Source organism: Leptothoe sp. PORK10 BA2, assembly GCF_034932105.1.
In the GTDB taxonomy this organism is placed as follows: Bacteria; Cyanobacteriota; Cyanobacteriia; order Phormidesmidales; family Phormidesmidaceae; genus Leptothoe.
Genome location: NZ_JAYGIG010000053.1, coordinates 1 through 21,013 on the forward strand (window position 1 = coordinate 1; position 21,013 = coordinate 21,013).

The following is a 21,013-nucleotide window of genomic DNA, read 5'->3' on the forward strand; positions in this document are numbered from 1 at the left end:
TCGACGACGGCGCTATGGGCTGCGTTTCAATTTAATCGCCGCCCTCTACAACTATGAACTCAACCTGGCCTGAAAGAGTTAGAAAAGCCTTTCAGGCTAACACATAATCATTTTTGCAAGAGGTCTACTGTGCCCGTGGATGGAGAGGACTCAAAAGGGTCGAAAAGGACCGGGAAAGGCCAGAGAAGCAATGGCTGAACATTAGCGATGTTTCTGATGCTGGATAAAGCGATCCAATATCTCCTGTAACCATTCTTTTTCCGAGAGAGACAGGGATGTACCAAAGTGATGGCTATGGATGCCTTCCCTCAGAGCCACGGTTTTGATGGGACGATCGTTGCTCAAAAATATGGTTTCCAACACAACTCTTTCCAAGTCATCCATGGAACCCTGATGGATCTCTTGCCAAAATAAAAGTTGTCGCTTAAAAACAAAACAGTCTTGGTCAATTTCTAAGGAAATCTGTTCAAAGATAGTCCAGATTGTTCTCCAGGCAATGCCCAGACCCACAGCCCAGAAAGGAACAAAAAAGATAACGGCAGTTGCCAAGGGGAAAAAGGGTAAAACTGCCAAACCCACAAACCAGGCGATGCTATTCCACACCAGGGCTAAGGTGACATGGCCCCTAGTCGCCGCTTTTTCAAACCCGGTGGGTGGAATCTTTAACGATAGATGATGACGACTGTAGTTCAGTTGAATGGGGCTACCGGCCGGTCGCTGGGCGAGGGCATGGGTCTGGAACAGTTGAGGCTGAGTCAAAGCCAACAGTGCTGTACTGGCAGACTCAAACCGGTCTTCCACACCAGGCTCCACTAAACCTTCTAGCCACAGGGAAAACTCTTCGGAGACCGTGACGGCTGGCCGAAAGTCTAGCCTGAGTCGTTTTTGGGGCAGGTCGGCAGGATTTTGGTGAGTCAGTAGATTGAGCAGGGTGGCTCCCAGACCATAGAGGTCTGTATTGGTATAGGCCTTCCCCCGAAACTGTTCGGGGGCCATGTAGCCAAAGGTGCCCACGACAGTGCTACCAAAGGCAATTGTGTTGTGATACACGGTCTGGACTGCGCCAAAGTCCACTAGAAAGATGCGGCCATCATCGTCCCGGATAATATTTTGGGGTTTGATGTCCCGATGGATAATCGGAGGATTTAGGGCATGGAGGTACTCCAATATTTGCAAAATTTCGATGGCAATTTGCTGGGTTTCTGCTTCAGAGAACCGTTGGCCGGTTGCAACTAGGTCTGCTAAAGACGGTCCTTTGGCCAGGGCTTGGACAATATAGAAGTAGCGGTTCTGGTGGGTATCTACTTGGAAATAGTCAACATACTTAGGAATCCCTGGATGATCCAGGCTGGCTAAAACCTGGGCCTCCCTTTCAAATAGCTCCAGCTTTTTCCAATCACTTAATCCCCTGAGAGATAATTCCTTGATCGCGACGAGGTGACCCTGAATCTGATCCTCGGCTTCATAGGTAATGCTGCTACCGCCCTGGCCGAGGATGGCTAAAATTCTGTAGCGATTGTGAACAACAGAGCCTATTAGCTGGGCATCATGCATCCGCCGTGAAGGGAATAGTGGGCTCTAAGTCCAGATGGTGGGGGCCATTTCTGGAGGGACCAGGTTGGGAAACGGGTCAGGTTCAACCATAACGTCTTCTGTGGGCTTGCTAGCTTCGAGAATATCCCAAATCACTGGGAGCAGTTCGTCTAGACCCCGACGACTGACGGCGGAAATGCCAAAGATGCGATCGCATCCACTACTGGCCATCAGTTCCTCCGTGATCACCTCCAGCTCATCCGCCGGTACCGCATCCACCTTATTCAGCGCCACCAGCTGGGGCCGATCCGCCAGCCCATGGCCATAGGCCATCAGCTCATGCTGAATCGTATGGTAATGCTCAATCGGGTTCAGGGTGGTGATATCAATGACATGCAGCAACACACGGGTACGCTCGATGTGGCGCAAAAAGTCATGGCCCAGGCCAGCCCCCTGATGAGCCCCCTCAATCAGCCCTGGAATATCCGCAAACACAGCCCCATCCCCCGAGGGCTTGCGTACCACCCCCAGGTTCGGCACCAAGGTGGTAAAAGGATAGTCCGCCACCTTCGGTTTGGCCGCAGATAGGGCAGAAATCAAGGTGGACTTGCCCGCATTGGGCAGGCCAATGATGCCCACCTCCGCCAATAACTTCAGCTCCAAGCGAATCCGCGACTCCTCCCCAGGTATGCCCGGCAGGCTAATTTCCGGGGCCCGGTTGTGGTTGCTCAAAAAAGACGAATTACCTAAACCACCCCGCCCACCTGCGGCCACACATAGGGTTTGATTCTCCGTCACCAAATCCCCCAACAGTTCGTCCGTCTCCGCGTTATAGACCATGGTGCCGCAGGGCACTTCCACAATCAGGTCCTGCCCCGTTGCTCCGGTCATATTCTTGGGGCCGCCCCGCTCACCATGTTCGGCCTGAAAACGGTGGGCATAGCGAAAGTCCAGCAGCGTTTGTAAATTGGCCACTGCTTTCAGAATGACCGAACCGCCGTTGCCCCCCTTACCGCCAGATGGTCCACCCGCCGGCACATACTTCTCGCGGCGAAAGGCGACTAGACCGTCTCCACCATCGCCCCCGTGGACATAAACTTCGGCTTGATCAATGAATTGCATGGGAGTGGGATGGGAGGACGTGGGATGAGTTAGCCAATCTACTACTGACTTGCCTTCGCTATTTCCAATTGTATCTGCTCTTTCAGCGCCTCATCCTGCCGATGGGTGACGGTGATGGAATTAAATCGCTGCACCGTCAGTCCGGTATCTTCAACAATTTTTTGAGCGTCGTTGCAGTAGTTGATCAGTAAATAACTGACGGGGGATCTGACGGCGCGGGGCAACTCTAAGCTGTGGGCAGTGAGACAACGCAGATCGTAGCGGGTGACATCGAGCTGTTTACTGGTCATTAGGTCGCTGATTTCGGCGTAGGCACGACCCCGAATGTTTTCAATCGCCAATACGGCGGCAGCGTAGTTGGTAATTTCTTCGGCGGTAAAGTTTTGGGCGTATCCACGTTGCCAGAGTGTAGACAGAGGTAGCCAACCCAAGGTACTGAGAACAAGACTAATACCAACACCCGTTCGCCAAGACCACTGACGAGGGAGGATATGACTAGCGCGATGGGGGAGCTTCATGGCAGTACCTAGGAAAATCTGACCAGTTTTGCAACAAATTCTAAGCAGGAACACCGCAATATTGCATCCTAAGGCCTTAGCTGTGCTTAAAGCAATGCGCCAATTCGATCACTTTGGTATGTAATGTTACAGTCTCCGGTGCCCCCTGCTTTAGGGAGAATTCAAGCGATAGCAGGAGTATCAGGGCATTTTTTAGTTGAAATGATGAAATGTCACGAGTTTCTTGCTGTAAAAAATAAATCCGTTTGGGGTTACCAACATCGGCGGCCTGGGCAATGGTGCGGATGTCCCGTTCCCCCGATTCGGTCATCAGTTTCACCCAGAGCCACGTGCGTATCTGCCCCACCAGGGTAGCGACAATGCGCAGGGCCGGTTCATTGCGCTCCAGCAGGTCTGTAATCAGGCTGAGGGCGCGGTCGGTGTTGCCCTCCCGCAGGGCGGCGGCGAGCTGTAGGCTGCTTTGGGTGCTAGTGGCCACCAGGTCCGTGACAGCTTCGGGGGGGAGGGCCTGGGTGGAGTCAGCCCAATAGGTTTTGAGTTTTTCTAGTTCGTTGTAGAGGCGACGGGTGTCAGCCCCAATCACCGCCCCTAGCAGTTCGGCAGCAGCGGGAGTGAGTTGTAGCCCGACATCCTTAGCCACCTGGTAGACCTGATGCTCAATTTGCTCGGTTTTCCAGGGTGGGATGGTGTCAAACTCTCGAATGTCGGCGTGTTTGTTGATCAGCTTGGTGGATTTTAAGCGTCCGTCCGGTTTATTGTCACTGGTGAGGAGCAGAATAGAGCTGTCCGGGATGTTGGGGAGGGTACGTTCCAGCTCCGTCAGGAGGTCCGGTGGACAGCGTTGCCCCAGGGGCGTATCCACCAGCCACACCACCCGCTTACCCATGCCAAAGGGCGGGGTCATGGCCTGGTTTAGCGCGGTGATGACGGCATCGGACTGCTCTGGAGGAATTTTTTCGTAGTTAAAGCTGGCCCAGTCGGGGTTTAGGTTGCGATCGCACAGCGCCCGCACCGCCTTTTTCATCCGAAACTCATCGGCACCCCAAAAAAAATAAACCGGCATGCCCTAACCGCTCAATAATGCTTCCACAAATTCATAGCTGGAAAATGGCCGCAGGTCTTCAATCCCCTCACCGGCCCCAATAAACCGAATCGGCAGCCCCAACTGCTGCACGACCGCCAGGGCAACGCCACCCTTGGCCGTACCATCCAACTTGGTCAGCACCACCCCGCTCAGGTTAGCCGCTTCGGAAAAGACCTGGGCTTGGCGCACCCCATTCTGACCCAGGGTAGAATCCAGTACCAACAGGGCTTCCACCTTCGCATCCGGGGCTTGTTTGTCGATGATGCGCCGCACTTTGGAGAGCTCATCCATCAGGTTTTTCTTATTTTGCAAGCGGCCCGCCGTATCCACCAGCAGTAGCTCCGTGTTGCGGGCCTTGGCGGCGGCAATGGCGTCAAACACCACCGAAGCCGGGTCTGTGTTTTGCCCCGGGTTAGAAATCACCTCTACACCGCTGCGGGCACCCCACACCTTTACCTGCTCGACGGCAGCGGCTCGGAAGGTGTCGGCGGCGGCAATCAAACAGTTATAGCCAGACTTAGTAGCAATGTGGGTGAGCTTCCCGATGGTGGTGGTTTTACCCGCCCCATTCACCCCCACTATCAACCAAATGTTCAGCTGTTCGCTTTCGGGCACAAACAGCAGATTATGGCCTCCTTCTAACGGGCTATCCAGCATTTGCCGCAGGATAGTTTTGAGATAGAGAATGGCCGCGTCTGGCGGCAGCGCTGACTCCCGCATCCTGGATTGAAGCGCTGCAATAATCTTGTCAGTGGCCGTGACACCCACATCGGCTTGGAGTAGCAACGATTCAATTTCATCCACCGCCTCTTGGTTTAGCGGACCTTGGCCAACGACAGTTTTCAGCTGATTGACCAACCCACGTCGGGTTTTGTCTAGGCCCTGGCGCAGCTGATTGAGCCAGGTGATTTCTTCGAGGGAAATTTCATCGGGCCGTCGGCCTTGGGAAGCCAAAACCTCTGCTGACCACAGAAAAGCCTCATCTAAATCCACATCCGGCAGGATCAGCTCAGCCTGGGGTGCCGCTGCCGCTGGCTCCGGTTCGGGCTCTAAAATAGCCGTTTCCTTCAGCTTGGCTAAGCGAGCCTCCCGCTCTGCCTCCGCTGCTTTTGCCCAAAATGGAGCAGCCACCGACTCAGCGACCAAAGGTTTTTCTGGATCGGCGACCGATGGATTCTCCGGGTCGGCAGGGGTGTCCGTAGTGTCCGTGACTTCTAGGCCTAGTTTTACCTCTACTTCTGCCTCACCCTTGTTCTCTAGGGCTGGTTTCGCCGCCGTTTCCTCTGCAGCTTGGTCGGCCTCAACCTCGGCAGTCTCCGCTACCGCCTGTTGTTGCTGAATGTTTTGGTAGGCAGCTTTGGCCCAGGCCAGGTAGTCTTCAGCACTGGCAGGGGCATCGGAGTTATCTGTACCTGGGTCATCTGATGGGGCCTCGGAAGCTGTCTCATCCGCTTTAGCAGACGCTTCTTTAGCCGCATCAGCGTCATCATAGCCACGGCGAAACCAGTTGAATGAAGACATAGCAGATGGGGAATAGGCAATGGGCAAAAGGGTTTAAGTCTGGCCGTCCGTCAACCTTCGGTTTCAGACAGCTCACTGTCAGCGCTAGCATCCGGAGCTAGGTGCGCTAGCTTCAACGGAGTGGCACGAGCCTCTAGTTTTTGACTAGCCATCTGGTCTGTGACGCGGCGCATGACGCCATTAATAAACCGATAGCCATCTTCATCACTGTATCGTTTGGCCACTTCAATCGCTTCATCGATGGCAATGCGCTTATCGATGGCCAGGTACAAAATCTCAGTCACTGCAATCCTCAGAATGTCCCGATCTACGCGGGCCAAACGCTTCAGGTTCCAACCCACCATGGCACTGTCCAGCTGTTGATCGATTTCCTCACGATGCTGAATCAACTGGGTCATAATCCGTTTCGCATAGTCCTGCACATCTCGATGACCAGCAAGCTGGACAAATTCTGGCAGTTCTACGGCTGCGCCCAAACGGTTAATGGCGATTTGCACCTGTTCAATCGCACTTTTTACCGTGGTCTGGGCATCGGTGATATTGCCAGAGCGGGTTTCACTATTGAGTAAGTGACGATTACCAATCATCAGCTCTGCCGATGCAGCTTCTAGGGTTTCTTTAACTTCGTTGGTGAGGGCACACACGGCCTCAGTCAGGAGATCTTCAATCGGTGGAAGAATCGAATTTTTCTTGGTGTGCTTGGGATTGTCGGTCAGCTGGCTCATTCCAAGAAGTGCCAGCTCACGAGCAATGCGACGGGCTTGCATGGTGATGGGAGTGGGTGGTCTAGATCAGCTATCTTATCAGCCAGGGTGTTGAACGATCAGATTCTGGCTGGGATGAGGGCTTAGTGATTGCAGTGGGTTAACGCAGCTGGCACTCTTGGGAGTTTGTCACGTTGTTTAGCTGGGCTGCTCCATGTTGACCAGTTAAACCCTAGTTTCAGCAGACTCGGTTTTTGGCTCTGACATCTGCTGGGGCTTAGACAACTCTGAGGGCATGGTTGGCGTCTCTCCAGCGGGTAATTGTAGCATTGCATCATGCGCAACCAGCGCCTCAGCCAAGTTGGGACCAACAAGACCACCGGATAAAAGGACTTTGAACGCATCCTCAATGGAGATGGTCAAATTGACCACATCGGCTTCAGGGACGACTGCATACCAACCGCTGGTGGGGTTGGGGGTCGTCGGCACAAAGACACTCAAAATGTTTGAATCAGCATTGATCGACGTGACTGAGCTGGTGACAAAGGCAATGGCCCAAATACCGCGCCGGGGATACTCTACCAAAACAACGCGGCTAAACTGAGTTTTGCTGTCTTGCAAGACGCTTTCCAGGAGCTGCTTCAGGGTCTTATAGACGGAACCAGCGAGGGGAATAGATTGTAGAACTCGCTCACCAAAGTCCAGCAGCCAGCGGCCAGCAATGTTACGGGCCATGAGACCGATCAACAAAATGGCCAGGAACGGTACCGCAACCCCCACCCCCAGATTAAACAGAGCCACCAGGGCAGGATGCAAATCGACAAATGGATTTAGCTGCTTTGGAAACCGTGTGAGCGCACGAATAACCCAGCTGGCAACCGTAATGGCTAGCCAAATAGTTGTGGCGAGGGGAATAACCACCAGAAGACCTGCAATCAGGTCATTCTTCAAACCTTGCTGGAGTTTTTTTAGCACGGGCTGACGTCTCGGGTATGGTCCTAGCAGTGGATGTTTGGATTAAATAGCGTTGATAAATGGTGTTTGTAGAGAACTGACTTGCTGAAGCGGTGTAACTCGCTACTGTATGTATGGTGTAACTGTACTATAAAGCTCATCACTCTATATACATCCTAAGATATGTGTGCCCCATGGCTGGGATCGGTTCGGTTCGGTCGGATTGATACGGTTGGGAGCAATACTATCTAGGGTCAACTGATTTAGAGCTGGAGTATGCTGCGGGCCAGGGTTAGGTAAATCAGAACGCCGAATACATCCACAACGGTGGTGATAAATGGGGCTGACATCAGGGCCGGATCGAACCCGAGGCTTTGGAATAAGATCGGCAGAGCGGCCCCGGCGCTGGAGGCGAGGATGGATATGGCCACTAGACTACAGCCAACGCTGATGGCAATGCCTGGACTAATGGCAGGCACCACATAGGCGACTCCTGTCACCACCAACCCCAGCATCAGCCCCAAAAAAGCGCCAGCAATGGCTTCGCGACGAATCACCTGGAAGGCTTCCCGCAGTTTTAGTTCATCGGTGTTTAACCCTCGGATCACCACAGTAGAGGATTGAGCCCCCACATTACCGCCGGTCCCGATCAGTAATGGAATGAAGGAGGCCAGCACGGCCACCTGCTGGATCAGGTCTTCCTGGCTTTTGATGACAGCGGCGGTGAAGGCGTTGGCCACCAGCAGTACGGAAAGCCACACCACTCGCTTCCGCGCCACCGTGAGTAAATTGGTCTGGAAGTAGTCATCGCCACCGGATTGCACCCCACCTAGGGCATAGATGTCTTTGGTGGTTTCTTCTTCGAGAATATCTAGCACGTCGTCGACGGTGATGATGCCGACGAGGCGCTCCTCTGTATCCACAACGGGAACGGCTAAAAAGTCGTAGCGCTGGATCAGGCGGGCCACTTCCTTTTGGTCAATACCGGTTTGGACGGAGACCACATCCCGGGTCATCAGCTCGCCGATGGTTTGGTAGGGCTGACCGATGACTAAAATTCGCAGGGATAAAATGCCGGTGAGGCGGCGAGCGCTATCGGTGACGTATAGGTAGTAAACGGTTTCGCTAACGCTGGCCAGTTTGCGAATGTGGTCGAGGGCCCGCTCCACCGTCCAATCTTCTTTCAGGGCGATGTACTCGGGGGTCATGGCCCGCCCAGCCGTCCCTGCTTCATAGCCTAGAAGCAGAGCAGTGGCTTCTCGTTCTTGAGCGCTGAGCTGCCCTAATAATTGCCGGACGATCTTGGCAGGTAGTTCATCAAACAGACGGGCCCGGTCGTCTGGGGACATTTTGTCCACGATGTCGATCACGTCCTGGCGTTTAAAGTCTTCGACTAAGACCTGCTGAATGCTGGTGTCCAGGTTTTCGTAGACTTCAATCGCTTCAGCTTTGGAGAGGAGGCGAAAAGCGATGGCCTGCATCGCTTCGGGCAGGCCTTCGATGGCTTCGGCAATGTCGGCGGGCTGCACCGGCACGAGCAAAGCTTTGGCTCCCTGGTAATTGTCCTGTTCGAGGAGGGCTTGGAGTTGCGATCGCACAAGTTCACGCAATTCCCTGCGTGAAAATGATGCAGCGCTAGTAGCCTGTTCAATATCCGTCAAGGAATGTATGCCCGAGAACCCGTTGCCTATAGTCTAGTGGCGGAATGGTTCCCGAATAAAAAAATCCTGCAAATTTCTAGGCAAGATTTTGTCCATGGTTGGGAGCATAGAGCTCCAGATAGATTTCTCCAAACCATGGACAAGCCATCCTTTCCCCCTATGCCGCCTTTAACCCCCGATGCTGCAATAGGGCATCGGTGCTAGGCCCACGACCGCGAAACGCCTCAAACACCTCCATCGGATGACGGCTGCCCCCCAGGGCGAGCACCGTATCCCGAAACCGCTGCCCGGTAGCCTGCACCGCAGGTTCATTGTCGATCCCCACTTCCTCAAAGGCAGCAAAGGCATCCGCACTGAGAACTTCAGCCCAGAAGTAGCTGTAGTAACCTGCCGCATAGCCCCCGGCAAAAATATGGCCAAAGCTACAGAGGAAAGCATCCTCGGCCAAGGGGGTAAGGACCGTAGTCTTTTTCGCCAGGCGATCCCGCACATCCCAGATGGTTTCATCGCCGCCGGGCTGATATCGCGAGTGGAGTTCGATGTCCAGCCAGCCAAAATTCACCTGGCGCAAAATGGCATTGCCGGTCATAAAGTTACGGGTAGCCAGCAGCTTTTGGTAATCTGCCTCCGGCAGCGGGGCGCCAGTCTCATAATGCCGCGCCATTTTGAACAGGGTGCTGCGGTCGTAGCACCAGTTCTCCATAAACTGACTGGGCAGCTCCACCGCATCCCACTCCACATTGTTAATGCCCGCCGCCCCTGGGTAGTCCACCTGGGTAAGCATGTGCTGCAACCCGTGGCCAAACTCATGGAATAGGGTTTCCACCTCGCCAAAGGTCATCAGGCTGGGTTTGCCATCCATCGGTGGGGACTGGTTGCACACCAAATAGGCCACGGGCAGCCGGGCAGGTTGGTCAGCATCCATATGGGCTCGCACCACACATTCATCCATCCAAGCTCCGCCCCGTTTTTCCGCCGGACGACTGTAGGGGTCCAAATAGAAATAGGCCATGGGATTGCCACTGGCATCAGCAATGGCAAAGTAGCGCACATCGGAGTGCCATACGGGGGCCTGGCCATCGGCGGCGGTGATGGTCACCCCAAACAGGCGAGTGGCCAAGCCGAACAACCCGTCGAGCACCCGAGGCAGCGGGAAATAGGGCCGCAGTTCTTCATCATTTAGATCAAATTCCTTTTCCCGCATCCGCTCTGCCCAGAAGGAGATATCCCACTGTTTGAGATCCGCAGCTTCCGGGGCATTTTGGCCTTGGGCAAAGGCTTTGAGATCGGCCAATTCCTTCACGGCGGTGTCAAAGCTAGCACTGCGCAGCTCCTCCATCAGCGTTTCCACCGCTGCCACCGAGGGGGCCATTTTGCGGGCAAGACTCAGGTCAGCATAGGTGTCAAAGCCCAGCAGCTGGGCCTGCTGTTTTCTCAGGGCCAGGGTTTGGTCGATTAACGGGGAATTATCCAGGTCGCCGGCAGACGCCCGACTGACATAGGCGCGGTAGAGTTTTTCCCGCAGGTCCCGACGCTGGCTATGCTTCAGAAACGGTCCATAACTGGGGATATCTAAGGTGATGCGCCAAGGGCCTAATTCTGCGGTGGCCTCGGCCTCCCCCGCATCACGGGCAGCCTGGGCGGCCAGACTGAGCAAACTCGGGGGCAACCCGGCAATATCTGCCGGGGATGTGAGGGTCAGGCTAAAGGCCTTGGTCGCATCCAGAACGTGGTTGGAAAACTGGGTGGATAGCTCCGCCAGCTGCTGTTGAATTTGATTGAACTGCTGCTTGGCCTCACCCTCTAGGCCCACGCCGGACAATTCGGCATCGCGGATGGCGGCTTCCACAATGCGCCGCTGGGCAGGGCTAAGGCCAGGATCTGACGCCAGTTGTTTGAACCCGTTATAAAAGGCCTTGCTTTGGCTTAAGCGAGTCGAAAACTCCACTAGAGCCGGTTGTACAGCGTCATAGGCGGTGCGTAATTCTGGGCTATTTTTCACCCCCATCAAATGCCCCAAGATGCCCCAGGTCCAACCCAGTCTTTCGCTGATTTTGGTGAGGGGGTCGGCCAGCCCTTCCCAGGTGGGAGTCATGGTTTTTTCTAATGATTCCAAGGCGGCGGTGAGATCGCTGATCAGCTGGGTCACGGCGGACTCTGCCTGATCGGGCTGGAATCGATCAAATGGGGGCAGACCATGACCGATTAAAAAGGGATTGGTTGCAGCAGGGGCACTGGTAGTTGCCGTAGAAGTCATAGGTGCTTTGGGGTAAAAACGTAATGTGACAGAATTTCAGGAAACCTAGTTTCCCGGAATCATTCCGACTTAGCTTTATACTACTGTGATTTTTCGGTAGCGTGGAGCAATCGCCACCTTACCCAGCGTCAATTACTTCTGGATCGAGGGCTTGGAGCACTCGGGCGGCCTGGGTGATGACGCTCTCTCCGCCGTTGACGACGACTAGGTATTCACCCGCTTCTAGACGATCGCGATAGGGGGTGTCATTGTTATTGAAAAACATGGCGGGGCCACCGCCGATAAAAAAGCTACCCATAAGTCCAGACCCTGCACCCAACAAACCTCCCATCAGCTGATTGCCTATTACTCCGGCCCAGGGAAAGGTGTCGAGGCCGGTAATGGCGTTAAACACAAAGCCACCACCAAACCCAAAGGGCACCAGCCAGGTGGCCATGAGTCGGACCTGCCGCCAGGCGAGTTCCTTCGGGTTACGGAGGCCAAATTCATCCTTATTGCTGTACCCATCGCCCAGAATGGAAATGTCGTCCATGGCAAAGTTGCTGGCCTCTAACCGGGCGTAGGCTTCTTCGGCTTGGATGCGATCGCGAAAAACAGCAACAAGGTATCTCATGGGAATACAGACATTAAGGGCTTGAGGTTAGGGTAAACCCAACAGCTCCCATTATTCCTTGTCCGCTACATTTTGGATTGAGTTTGGCCTCAGGGGGTAATCAATGTACTGAGGTGATCAATGTACTTAATGGATATTGCATGAAAGGATTATGGACTGCGTTAGCATGGGCCTAACTGCCATCCTGCCCAATTATGGTTCTTCAGTACGACCCTAAGCAGCAGTGCTTACCATCCTCAGCGGAGTTGCCAGACTCTGACGATACACCGGTGGATAATGAGTTACAAAATCTAGTCCCTAATCTCTTGGCCAGTACATTGGCCCTAGCCTGGGCCGCTCGTGAAGACTGGTTTTTTGGGGTGGATATGGGGATTTACTTTGCCCCCAAGCAACCGGCCATTGTGCCCGATGGATTTTTGAGTCTTGGGGTGGAACGGTTTGTCGATCCACAACAGGGCCGCTTGAGCTACGTGCTATGGGAGGAAGACAACATTGTCCCCCGTCTGGCCCTGGAGGTGGTGTCGAAAACCTACGGTGGAGAGTATGAGCTCAAACAGGAACGCTACATTGATTTAGGGATTCGCTACTACGCCGTGTATTCTCCGACCCAGCGCCGCCGTCGCGATCGCGATCCCCTAGAGGTCTATGAACTGGTTGATGGAGCTTACCAACGCCTATGGGACGAACCGGTATGGTTACCGGAAATTGGGTTGGGACTAGGCCGAGCACAGGGAACCCATCAGGGATGGGAACGGGAATGGCTGTATTGGTACGATGCCCAAGGGAATAAGCTGGCGACCCCGGAAGAAGCCGCTATTCAAGCTCAGGCCCAAGCAGATCAGGCTCAGGCCCAAGCAGATCAGGCTCAGGCCCAAGCAGATCAGGCTCAAGCCCAGGTGGATAGACTAGCCGCTAAATTGCGAGAGCTGGGGATTGACCCCAATCAGGTTTAGGGGGAAACATTGTTCAACAATTCCTCAATTGAGAGATATCCAAAATAATCTCATCGACAATCTCTCTCATCTCTGTTGCCGAGAGATTGGCATTATTCAAGAAAATGCTAAACACTACTGGGGGATGGCCCAAGGGTTGCAGATACCCAGCTAAGGATTCGTTGTTGCTAACATAGCCCGTTTTTCCTTGCAGACGTCCTTGCACTGGGGTATCGCGAAAACGATAGCTTAAGTTGCCTGCTTCCCCGGCCACTGCCAGGGAACGGCGATACAGATCACCATGGGGTCCGTTGGCCATGGCCTGTAATGTATCTACTAACGTACGTGGGGTAACTAGATTATGTCGCGACAGTCCAGACCCATCCACCATTTGATAGCTATCGGATGCTATGCCTAGACCATGCAAAATCTCCTTGACCGCACTTATGCCCGCTTGGGTCACATCTGCTTGATTGCCTGTTGCTTGCCCCAAGGATTTTAGGAGTGCCTCTGCATATAAATTATTGCTGTTTTGGTTGATGGTGGGCAGCCACTCAGATAACGGTGGTGATTTGATGGTGGCTATTTCTGAGAGGGAGTGATCGGGAGGCCATGTGGGCGTTAAACTAGCTGCCCCCACCGTGATGCCAGCCTGGGTCAGACTCGTTTCAAACTGCTGGATGAAGTGGGTACCGGGTTGGGTAATGGCCAGGGCAAACGGATCGGGCCCCGCATCGATGGTTAAGTTACCAAATACATGCAAAATGGGCTGGCTCCAATCGCGACCGACGTCAGCGGTCAGCGGTTCCCCAACGGCTACGGTGCGGGAGGTGTTCTGGATTTGCCAACTGTCTGCCTGGGTGGGGTTATGCCACTCTACCCGTAGGGGTTGACCAACTTCGGTGGGGTGCAGGGTGACCCCCAAGGCATTTTCATTCAGAATCAAACCGTTGGCCGAGGCCCCATAGCCCGCCAGCACATCTTCCCATTCCCAGTTGGGATGGACGGCCCGCCCGGGGAAATAGCCGTCATACCCCCATAAATGGTCGATGTGGTGAATGTTCCCCTGGGCAATTTGCTGGGCTAAATCTTTAAGCTGGATATCGGTAAAGGTGGGGTCCCCCCGACCCATGACATATAGGTTAGTTAAATGAGTGGGTCCCTCTGACTGGGGGGCATATACGGACGTTTGAATTTGGAAATCTGGCCCTAAGCTATGTAGGGCGGCGGCAGTGGTCAACAGCTTCAGGGTGGATGCGGGGACGAACCATTTCTCGGTGTTGTGTTCGAGAATGGCTTGACGCTCAGTGGGAATAGGGTCCTGGTGTTCTACCAGAATACCTAGGTGGGCCTGGGTCAGGGCTGGGAGGTTTGCGATCGCATCAATCCGCGCCACCAATTCCCCTCGACAATATCCCTGGGCAACAGCCACATCCCCCGCCAACCAAAAACTTGCCCCACAGACTAGGCCTAACAATCTCCCCAAAGATGTACAGAGAGATGAACAAAAGTATGTACGCAAGACCATTTCTAGGGCTTGAAATCTTCCATTACCAGGACATTCAGAAGATTGAACAAGTTTGATAGTCATCGTAATTTTACGTAGATGGGCATCAGCAACACCGAAAAATTCACTACTCCTCGGATGCCCCAGGATATTGTTTGAAGTCTTAGTGAAGTCATACCTCAACTCCGGATAGGGCCAGGAAAAGCACGCATGTTGGATTGGTAGATGCACCCTGATTCTGAGCCCTGGAGATGCATCTTTGGGGCTCTTTCTTCTCCTTTTAGGGTTTACACCAAAATTTTCATCACTAGATCAGTAACAAACCAAGAGTCGTAGGCTGGGCACGGCCCATCATCCCTGTTAAACCGATACTCTGGCCATCCGAGAAGACTTAAGGAAACAAGAACCATTCACGAACTTGACACCGCAGCCGCAACTCTATCCCCTCTCGGGAGGGGCAACGGGGTGGGTTCCCCTAATATATCTTCGGGAGGGGCAACGGGGTGGGTTCCCCTAAGATGTCTGATTCGCTCGCTCCTTAATGGCGTCAATAATCTGACCATTGGCCTTAGGAAAAGGATAGCTATCAATTTCCTCCAAGGTGACCCATTTCACCTCATCACATTCAATCGTTTGAGGTTCCCCACTCAGGTGAGTGCAGTTGAACACATTCAGCGTCACCTTAAAGTGACTGTAGGCATGGTTCACCGTAATCAGCCGGTCGTCGACCTGGATTTCAATCCCCAGTTCCTCCTTTATTTCCCGCCGCACACAATCTTCCACGGTTTCATGCGGCTCAATTTTGCCCCCTGGGAATTCCCATAGCCCCCCCAGCAAACCTTCCTGTTTGCGCCGGTCGATGAGGATACGACCAGCATTGTCGTGGATGACGGCAACACCAATTTGCTTATGGGGGATGGGGGCTTTGGCTTCGGTCATGGGGATCTCGGACTGTAGATTTTGACGGTAAGCGGCGCAGTGGTGCTGCCATGGACAGAGCCCACAGGATGGACGATGGCGGGTACATAGGGTAGCACCCAAATCCATGATGGCCTGGTTAAAGTCACGGGGCTGCTGGGGGTCCAAAATTTGTTCGGACAGCTGCCACAGCTGATTCATGGCTTTTGCCGGGGGCTTGGGTAGGGCCACCAATCGGGCCAATACCCGTTTTACATTACCATCGAGAATTGCCACCGGTTTGTCGTAGGCGGCACTCAAGATACCCCCAGCAGTGGTGCGGCCAATGCCAGGCAGTGCGATCGCATCCTCAAACCCACTCGGAAACACCCCGCCATGGCGCTCCACAATCAGCTGCGCTGCCCGATGTAAGTTCCTCGCCCGAGCATAATAACCCAACCCTTCCCAGACCTTCAGCACCGCCTGCTGCTCAGCAGTCGCTAAATCTGCCACCGTGGGAAACGTTGCCAACCAGCGCCGATAGTAAGGTAGCACCGTCTTCACCTGGGTTTGCTGCAGCATGATTTCCGAAATCCAGATGGCATAGGGATCTCGACTCCGCCGCCAGGGTAAATCCCGACCCTGCTCACCGTACCAAGTCAATAAAGCTTGTCGTAAAGCTGAAGCCACAGGTTCTAAACTGGCGAATTCTAAACCAGCAACCTCTAAACTGGCCGCGAAATCAGCAGCAGATGCCTCTGACAAAGACATCTGCTGGGGGCCATAGCGACCATCAGCGCTATCCCGCGTCCGATATCGTTTTTTCGTTCCCTCACCCACAGCGGCATATCCCTATCACCGCTTTGATCCTGCCATGGGTCGGTACGTTCCGTAGGGCCCTATGGAGTTACCGTCCAGGGAAACTACCCTGAAACCATGCCTACAGGTCAGCTTCCAAGTCATCTAAAATTGACATTTCCATCGCTAGGCGCTGCTCAGCCCCCTTCAGGAAATAACCACCCATCATGGCCGAAGCCAGCAAACGCCCTAGGTTTTCACGACTGGTGGTAACGGACACATCAAACGCATCAGAGGGCAGACCGCCCAACATGCCAATGATGTTGTGCTCCATCGCCTGTCTCACATCCCCAGATACAGGTCGGGATAGCTGAGCAATCGTCTCAGGCTCCATGGACTGCACGTATTGCATTAAAGAATTGTCCCGTACAGCACCACCCATAAAGCCGGAGTTTGTATTCTTGTCCGATTGGTTAGTCATAAATGCCTCACTCGAAACGTGGGTGTTAGCGGTTGTGGAGTTGTTTGCCGCCGTAGTGCCAATTTAACAAAGGTGCCTGCGTTTCCATAGTGGGCAGAACCGAACTGAAAGGTGGGGATTATAAGGTTAAGAGCCATTGGGTCTCGAGGGGTCTACAGTGGGGAGCTGCCATGGAGACAATATTTATTGATGAGAGTGTGAACACTTTCCTGAGCCTAGGACCTTTGTAATGGAGAACTGGCCAAACCATCAAGGCTAGATCCCAATTGTCTAAGGCCCATTGCCTTTGACCAATCCTCTAGAATCCCCCGAGCTTTGGCCGATATTCCTGCCATCTAAGCTACAATTGTTAAGGTTTTTTACGAAACATCACTTACTACTGCTAGTTCTGGAAGTTCCAATCCAATGAGCCTTCCCATCCGTAACGTTGCCATTATCGCCCACGTAGACCACGGTAAAACAACCTTGGTCGATGCCCTACTCGAACAATCCGGTATTTTCCGGGAAGGCGAAGCCATCCCCACCTGTGTCATGGACTCCAATGACCTGGAGCGTGAGCGCGGTATCACCATTCTTTCCAAGAACACAGCGGTTCACTACAAAGACACGCTGATCAACATTGTAGATACCCCCGGCCACGCCGACTTTGGTGGTGAAGTGGAGCGGGTACTCGGCATGGTCGACGGCTGCATTCTGATTGTGGATGCCAACGAAGGCCCCATGCCCCAGACCCGCTTTGTCCTCAAAAAAGCCCTAGAGAAAGGTCTGCGCCCGATTGTGGTCGTTAATAAGATTGACCGCCCTCGGGCCGATCCCCTGAGTGCTGTCGATAAGGTACTAGACCTGTTCATTGAGTTGGGGGCCGATGATGACCAGTGCGATTTCCCCTATTTGTTTGCCTCGGGTCTAGCAGGCTATGCCAAGAACGAGCTAGAGCAGGAAGACAAGGATATGCAACCCTTGTTTGAAGCAGTGTTGCACCATGTTCCACCCCCAATCGGGGATCCCGAAAAACCCCTACAGCTTCAGGTCACCACCCTGGACTATTCCGACTATTTGGGCCGCATTGTGATTGGTAAGGTCCACAACGGCACCATCCGCACAGGGGTACAAACAGCTCTCATCAAAGAAGATGGCACAATTGTTAAGGCCAAAATCACTAAGTTGATGGGTTTTGAGGGTTTGCAGCGGATCGAAATTCAAGAAGCCACAGCTGGTAACCTGGTGGCGGTAGCCGGTTTTGCCGACGCTAACATTGGCGAAACCATTACCTCACCTGACGATCCCCAAGCGCTGCCGCTGATTAAGGTGGACGAACCCACCCTCCAGATGACCTTTGCGGTGAACGACTCCCCCTTTGCTGGTAAGGAAGGTAAGTTTGTCACCTCTCGCCAGCTTCGCGATCGCTTGATGCGTGAGCTAGAAACCAACGTGGCCCTGCGGGTGGAAGAAACCGATTCTCCCGACCGCTTTAGCGTATCGGGTCGAGGGGAGCTACACCTGGGTATTTTGATTGAGACCATGCGCCGTGAAGGCTATGAGTTCCAAGTGTCCCAACCCCAGGTAATTTTCCGTGAAGTCAACGGTCAACCCTGTGAACCCTACGAGCAGCTGGTAATGGACGTACCGGAAGGCGCTGTTGGCGGCTGCATGGAGCGCCTAGGCACACGTCGGGGTGAGATGCAAGACATGATGATGGACGGCAATGGCCGGGCTCAGATCGAATTTGTCATACCTGCCCGTGGCCTGATTGGTTTCCGGGGTGAGTTCATGCGCCAAACCCGTGGCGAAGGCATCATGAACCATAGCTTCCTGGAGTATCGCCCCATGTCTGGGGAAGTGGATACTCGCCGGAACGGTGTGTTGATCTCCTTTGAGGAAGGTGTATCCACCTTCTATGCCATGAAAAATGCTGAGGATCGCGGTGTGTTCTTTATTGAACCAGGCACCAAGGTCTATAAGGGCATGATTGTGGGAGAGAATAACCGTCCCCAGGATCTAGAGATCAACATCTGCAAAGCAAAGCAGTTGACCAACCACCGGGCCGCCAGTGGCGATGAGCTAGTGCAGTTGCAGTCTCCCCAGGAAATGGGCCTAGAGCGCGCGCTAGAGTACATTGCTTCGGATGAGATGGTGGAGGTGACTCCCGAGTCTATTCGTCTGCGGAAAATGCCGAAGAAGAAGCTGGCTAAGCGCTAAAGTTCAAACGAATTAAAAGCTAAGAGAGCTGCGATGGTGTGAGCCATCGTGGCTCTTTTCTATTTTCTAAGATATGTGGCTACAACCTTAAACAACCGGAGGCAATAAATTCTCTAGGGCAAGGACCATATCTGGAAAGGCGAGGGGCGATAGTTGTTGATCCTGTTTAAGGATTAAATGGCTTGTGTAGCCCGTAGGGGTGGGTGTTCTAAAAATGTGGAGTTGTCGATGGGGTAGGTCTAAGACCCAATAATCGGTAATGCCTGCCTGGGCGTAGAGTTTGTCTTTGACTTCGCAGTCTTGCTTGAGGGTGGAGTCGGCCACTTCGACCACCAGGCAAATATCTTGTGGGGTAGGGTGATGGGCTGCATAGTCCAGAAAATCGCCTTTAACGATCACCAGGTCGGGTTCTGGCTCTGAGTAATCATCCAGCTGGATGGGGTCTTGGGTGCTGACAAAATATGGCTGATTTGCTAATGAGTTATCTAAAGCAGTGGCCACTAGGCGTAGGGCGGTAACGTGGGGAGTGCCTTTGGCAATCATCAGAATGATTTGTCCTGTCAGGAGTTCGGTGCGCTCTGACTCTGCCAAGAGCCCTGACTCTGCCATACGGTGGTATTCATCCACGTTCCAGCGTTTGAGCGTTTGGGCATCCAAGGGTAAAGACGGCAGGGCAACCATAAAATCGGCTGAGGAATATCTGTGCTTATTTTAGCTAATTTAATTGGTGCTGGAATAAAGCACGCACAGATCATCCAGAGGTAATGCATCAAAAAATATGCCAAAACTCTGAAAGTTTTACGACAGCAAATAACAATTTTTGAAATTTCGGCTAAGAACTATCAGTTTTGGTTGATTTATGGGTGAACTATAGATAATGACATTGATAGTGAATGATTTAGTTCTTATTTTCCTCTCTGGCTATGATTTTTAGGTTGTTTTGACTATGAGTGAAGCTGATACCTGCCGACAGTATGTATTACCGAAGCTTCAGTCGGCGGGTTGGGAGCGTGAGCCTCACTCGATTGCGGAGCAACGCACGTTTACAGACGGGCGAATTATATTAACGGACTTGTCCATGCAAGATATCCATCAGCTATAAAGCTGTCAAATTAGTTCTATAGGTCCACTAATCGCCTGACTCAGCTGACCATCACAACGCTTCAGAAACTCACCAAACGATTCAAAAGTTTGTCCTAAGACTCCATAATGCTCCCGCCACACCATGCCAGCCACGAGCCAAACAAACAGGCGATTCACCCCACTCCGCAGAGTTATACAACGGCCTTGGCTACGTAACTTTCGCAAATGCTCCCCATGAAACTTAAGATGCATGGCCTCATCCTGACAAATACGCTCAAATAATGACCGGGCTAAGGGATGCTCACTCGCCTTCGCCAGACAACCATAGTAAGCAACGGCAATAATCTCAGCCGTAAACAGTACCGAAATCATCATTTCCAAATCGCACAGTCTACGGATTTTTCGAAAGAGGGTATCGGTCCAGTCTTTCTCTATAACAACAGATTCATTGTTCTGTAGCGCTAGTTTAAGGAAGTGAGCATGGCGCTGCTCCTCCTTAATAAATTGTTGAATTGCCTTGATATACTCGGGATCACCATGGGTATCTCCATACTGCTGGGCTAGATGCATCAGACAACGCCCCTCAGATTGTTCTCCTAGCTGAAACATCTGAAGCGACTTGATAAAATCTGGATTTAAGGTTAGCCTTTGCGGCTCAAATGTTTGACTAAATTCTTCCCAACGCTCTGTGTTTTGAGCAAAGTAACGACTCCAGAATGGAGCTGTCTTGTGCATACCCAAAGAGGGAAAAGCAGAAATAGCAACCATAGTTTGCTGTTGTTAAGTGTAGGCTCTACCTACAACCTTGGGGCTAGAGTTTTCCATCGAAGTCTATAAAGTGTGTGTGAGGAGATCAGGATAGTCTCTGTAAAGGTCTTGAGTATCCTCCTTTCGCCCATTCGCCTCTCTACCTAGCGCCATGGTGAATCCTGCCAACACCATTGGTTAGCTGTTTTTTTGATTTGTGTCCGAGATTGGGGCCTCAGTCTATGTTGTAACCATTGTCCGAAAATCATTTATAGCTGGACAGTGCGAAGTTCATCTCTAACTGGTGAAAGTCTCTAAAAAAGAACATCCCAGTACCCAAACGGTCTGGAATGTCCGAAACTGGCTGAAACCATTACAATCAGCCAGTTCCATTATGGAGTT

18 protein-coding genes are annotated in these 21,013 nt (G+C 52.9%); 3 read left to right on the forward strand and 15 right to left on the reverse strand.

Going from position 1 to position 21,013, the window contains the following annotated elements:
• Window positions 1-201: 201 nt before the first annotated feature.
• The 10 genes from VB741_RS12140 to VB741_RS12185 form a co-directional block, all read right to left on the reverse strand.
• Window positions 202-1,554, reverse strand: a complete 1,353-nt coding sequence (locus tag VB741_RS12140; RefSeq protein ID WP_323365445.1) for a serine/threonine protein kinase — start codon at window positions 1,552-1,554, stop codon at window positions 202-204.
• 24 nt (window positions 1,555-1,578) lie between these two features.
• Window positions 1,579-2,655, reverse strand: a complete 1,077-nt coding sequence (gene obgE / locus VB741_RS12145) for a GTPase ObgE (RefSeq protein ID WP_323365446.1) — start codon at window positions 2,653-2,655, stop codon at window positions 1,579-1,581.
• A gap of 41 nt (window positions 2,656-2,696) precedes the next feature.
• Entirely contained in the window at window positions 2,697-3,173 is a 477-nt protein-coding gene (locus VB741_RS12150) for a DUF4168 domain-containing protein (protein ID WP_323365447.1), read from the reverse strand.
• A gap of 76 nt (window positions 3,174-3,249) precedes the next feature.
• Window positions 3,250-4,236, reverse strand: coding sequence for a DNA polymerase III subunit delta (holA, locus tag VB741_RS12155; protein ID WP_323365448.1), 987 nt, complete (start codon window positions 4,234-4,236; stop codon window positions 3,250-3,252).
• Between the two features lie 3 nt (window positions 4,237-4,239).
• Window positions 4,240-5,778 (reverse strand): signal recognition particle-docking protein FtsY, encoded by a 1,539-nt coding sequence (ftsY, locus tag VB741_RS12160; protein WP_323365449.1) that lies wholly within the window; start codon window positions 5,776-5,778, stop codon window positions 4,240-4,242.
• A 50-nt stretch (window positions 5,779-5,828) separates the two neighbouring features.
• Window positions 5,829-6,545 (reverse strand): transcription antitermination factor NusB, encoded by a 717-nt coding sequence (nusB, locus tag VB741_RS12165; RefSeq protein WP_323365450.1) that lies wholly within the window; start codon window positions 6,543-6,545, stop codon window positions 5,829-5,831.
• 162 nt (window positions 6,546-6,707) lie between these two features.
• Window positions 6,708-7,457 (reverse strand): DUF502 domain-containing protein, encoded by a 750-nt coding sequence (locus VB741_RS12170; RefSeq protein WP_323365451.1) that lies wholly within the window; start codon window positions 7,455-7,457, stop codon window positions 6,708-6,710.
• A 242-nt stretch (window positions 7,458-7,699) separates the two neighbouring features.
• Window positions 7,700-9,097, reverse strand: coding sequence for a magnesium transporter (gene mgtE, locus VB741_RS12175; RefSeq protein WP_442786345.1), 1,398 nt, complete (start codon window positions 9,095-9,097; stop codon window positions 7,700-7,702).
• 157 nt (window positions 9,098-9,254) lie between these two features.
• The gene (locus tag VB741_RS12180) at window positions 9,255-11,354 is read right to left on the reverse strand and encodes a M3 family metallopeptidase (RefSeq protein ID WP_323365453.1); all 2,100 of its coding nucleotides are present in this window, start codon (window positions 11,352-11,354) and stop codon (window positions 9,255-9,257) included.
• 118 nt (window positions 11,355-11,472) lie between these two features.
• Window positions 11,473-11,967 carry a hypothetical protein gene (locus VB741_RS12185; RefSeq protein WP_323365454.1) on the reverse strand — a complete coding sequence of 165 codons (495 nt, stop codon included), beginning with the start codon at window positions 11,965-11,967 and terminating at the stop codon, window positions 11,473-11,475.
• A 194-nt stretch (window positions 11,968-12,161) separates the two neighbouring features.
• On the opposite strand from VB741_RS12185, the gene VB741_RS12190 reads away from it, so the two are divergent.
• A complete protein-coding gene (locus VB741_RS12190) occupies window positions 12,162-12,920 on the forward strand; it encodes a Uma2 family endonuclease (RefSeq protein WP_323365455.1) in 759 nt (252 codons plus the stop codon).
• 13 nt (window positions 12,921-12,933) lie between these two features.
• On the opposite strand, the gene dacB is transcribed toward VB741_RS12190, so the two are convergent.
• The 3 genes from dacB to VB741_RS12205 form a co-directional block, all read right to left on the reverse strand.
• Window positions 12,934-14,385 carry a D-alanyl-D-alanine carboxypeptidase/D-alanyl-D-alanine endopeptidase gene (dacB, locus tag VB741_RS12195; RefSeq protein WP_323365456.1) on the reverse strand — a complete coding sequence of 484 codons (1,452 nt, stop codon included), beginning with the start codon at window positions 14,383-14,385 and terminating at the stop codon, window positions 12,934-12,936.
• 534 nt (window positions 14,386-14,919) lie between these two features.
• Complete coding sequence (gene mutY / locus VB741_RS12200; RefSeq protein ID WP_323365457.1) at window positions 14,920-16,143, reverse strand: A/G-specific adenine glycosylase; 1,224 nt, start codon at window positions 16,141-16,143, stop codon at window positions 14,920-14,922.
• Window positions 16,144-16,243: 100 nt separating this feature from the next.
• On the reverse strand, window positions 16,244-16,582 hold the full coding sequence (locus VB741_RS12205; RefSeq protein ID WP_323365458.1) for a DUF760 domain-containing protein: 339 nt from the start codon (window positions 16,580-16,582) through the stop codon (window positions 16,244-16,246).
• A gap of 405 nt (window positions 16,583-16,987) precedes the next feature.
• Here VB741_RS12205 and typA point away from each other — a divergent pair, with 405 nt between their 5' ends.
• Window positions 16,988-18,781, forward strand: a complete 1,794-nt coding sequence (gene typA, locus VB741_RS12210) for a translational GTPase TypA (RefSeq protein WP_323365459.1) — start codon at window positions 16,988-16,990, stop codon at window positions 18,779-18,781.
• 87 nt (window positions 18,782-18,868) lie between these two features.
• Here typA and VB741_RS12215 read toward each other — a convergent pair whose 3' ends face one another.
• Window positions 18,869-19,462 carry a Uma2 family endonuclease gene (locus VB741_RS12215; protein ID WP_323365460.1) on the reverse strand — a complete coding sequence of 198 codons (594 nt, stop codon included), beginning with the start codon at window positions 19,460-19,462 and terminating at the stop codon, window positions 18,869-18,871.
• 265 nt (window positions 19,463-19,727) lie between these two features.
• Between VB741_RS12215 and VB741_RS12220 the strand changes: the two genes are divergently transcribed.
• Window positions 19,728-19,883 carry a hypothetical protein gene (locus tag VB741_RS12220; RefSeq protein ID WP_323365461.1) on the forward strand — a complete coding sequence of 52 codons (156 nt, stop codon included), beginning with the start codon at window positions 19,728-19,730 and terminating at the stop codon, window positions 19,881-19,883.
• 5 nt (window positions 19,884-19,888) lie between these two features.
• Here VB741_RS12220 and VB741_RS12225 read toward each other — a convergent pair whose 3' ends face one another.
• Window positions 19,889-20,632: a ferritin-like domain-containing protein gene (locus VB741_RS12225; protein ID WP_323365462.1), complete on the reverse strand. Its 744-nt coding sequence runs from the start codon at window positions 20,630-20,632 to the stop codon at window positions 19,889-19,891.
• Window positions 20,633-21,013 lie beyond the last annotated feature (381 nt).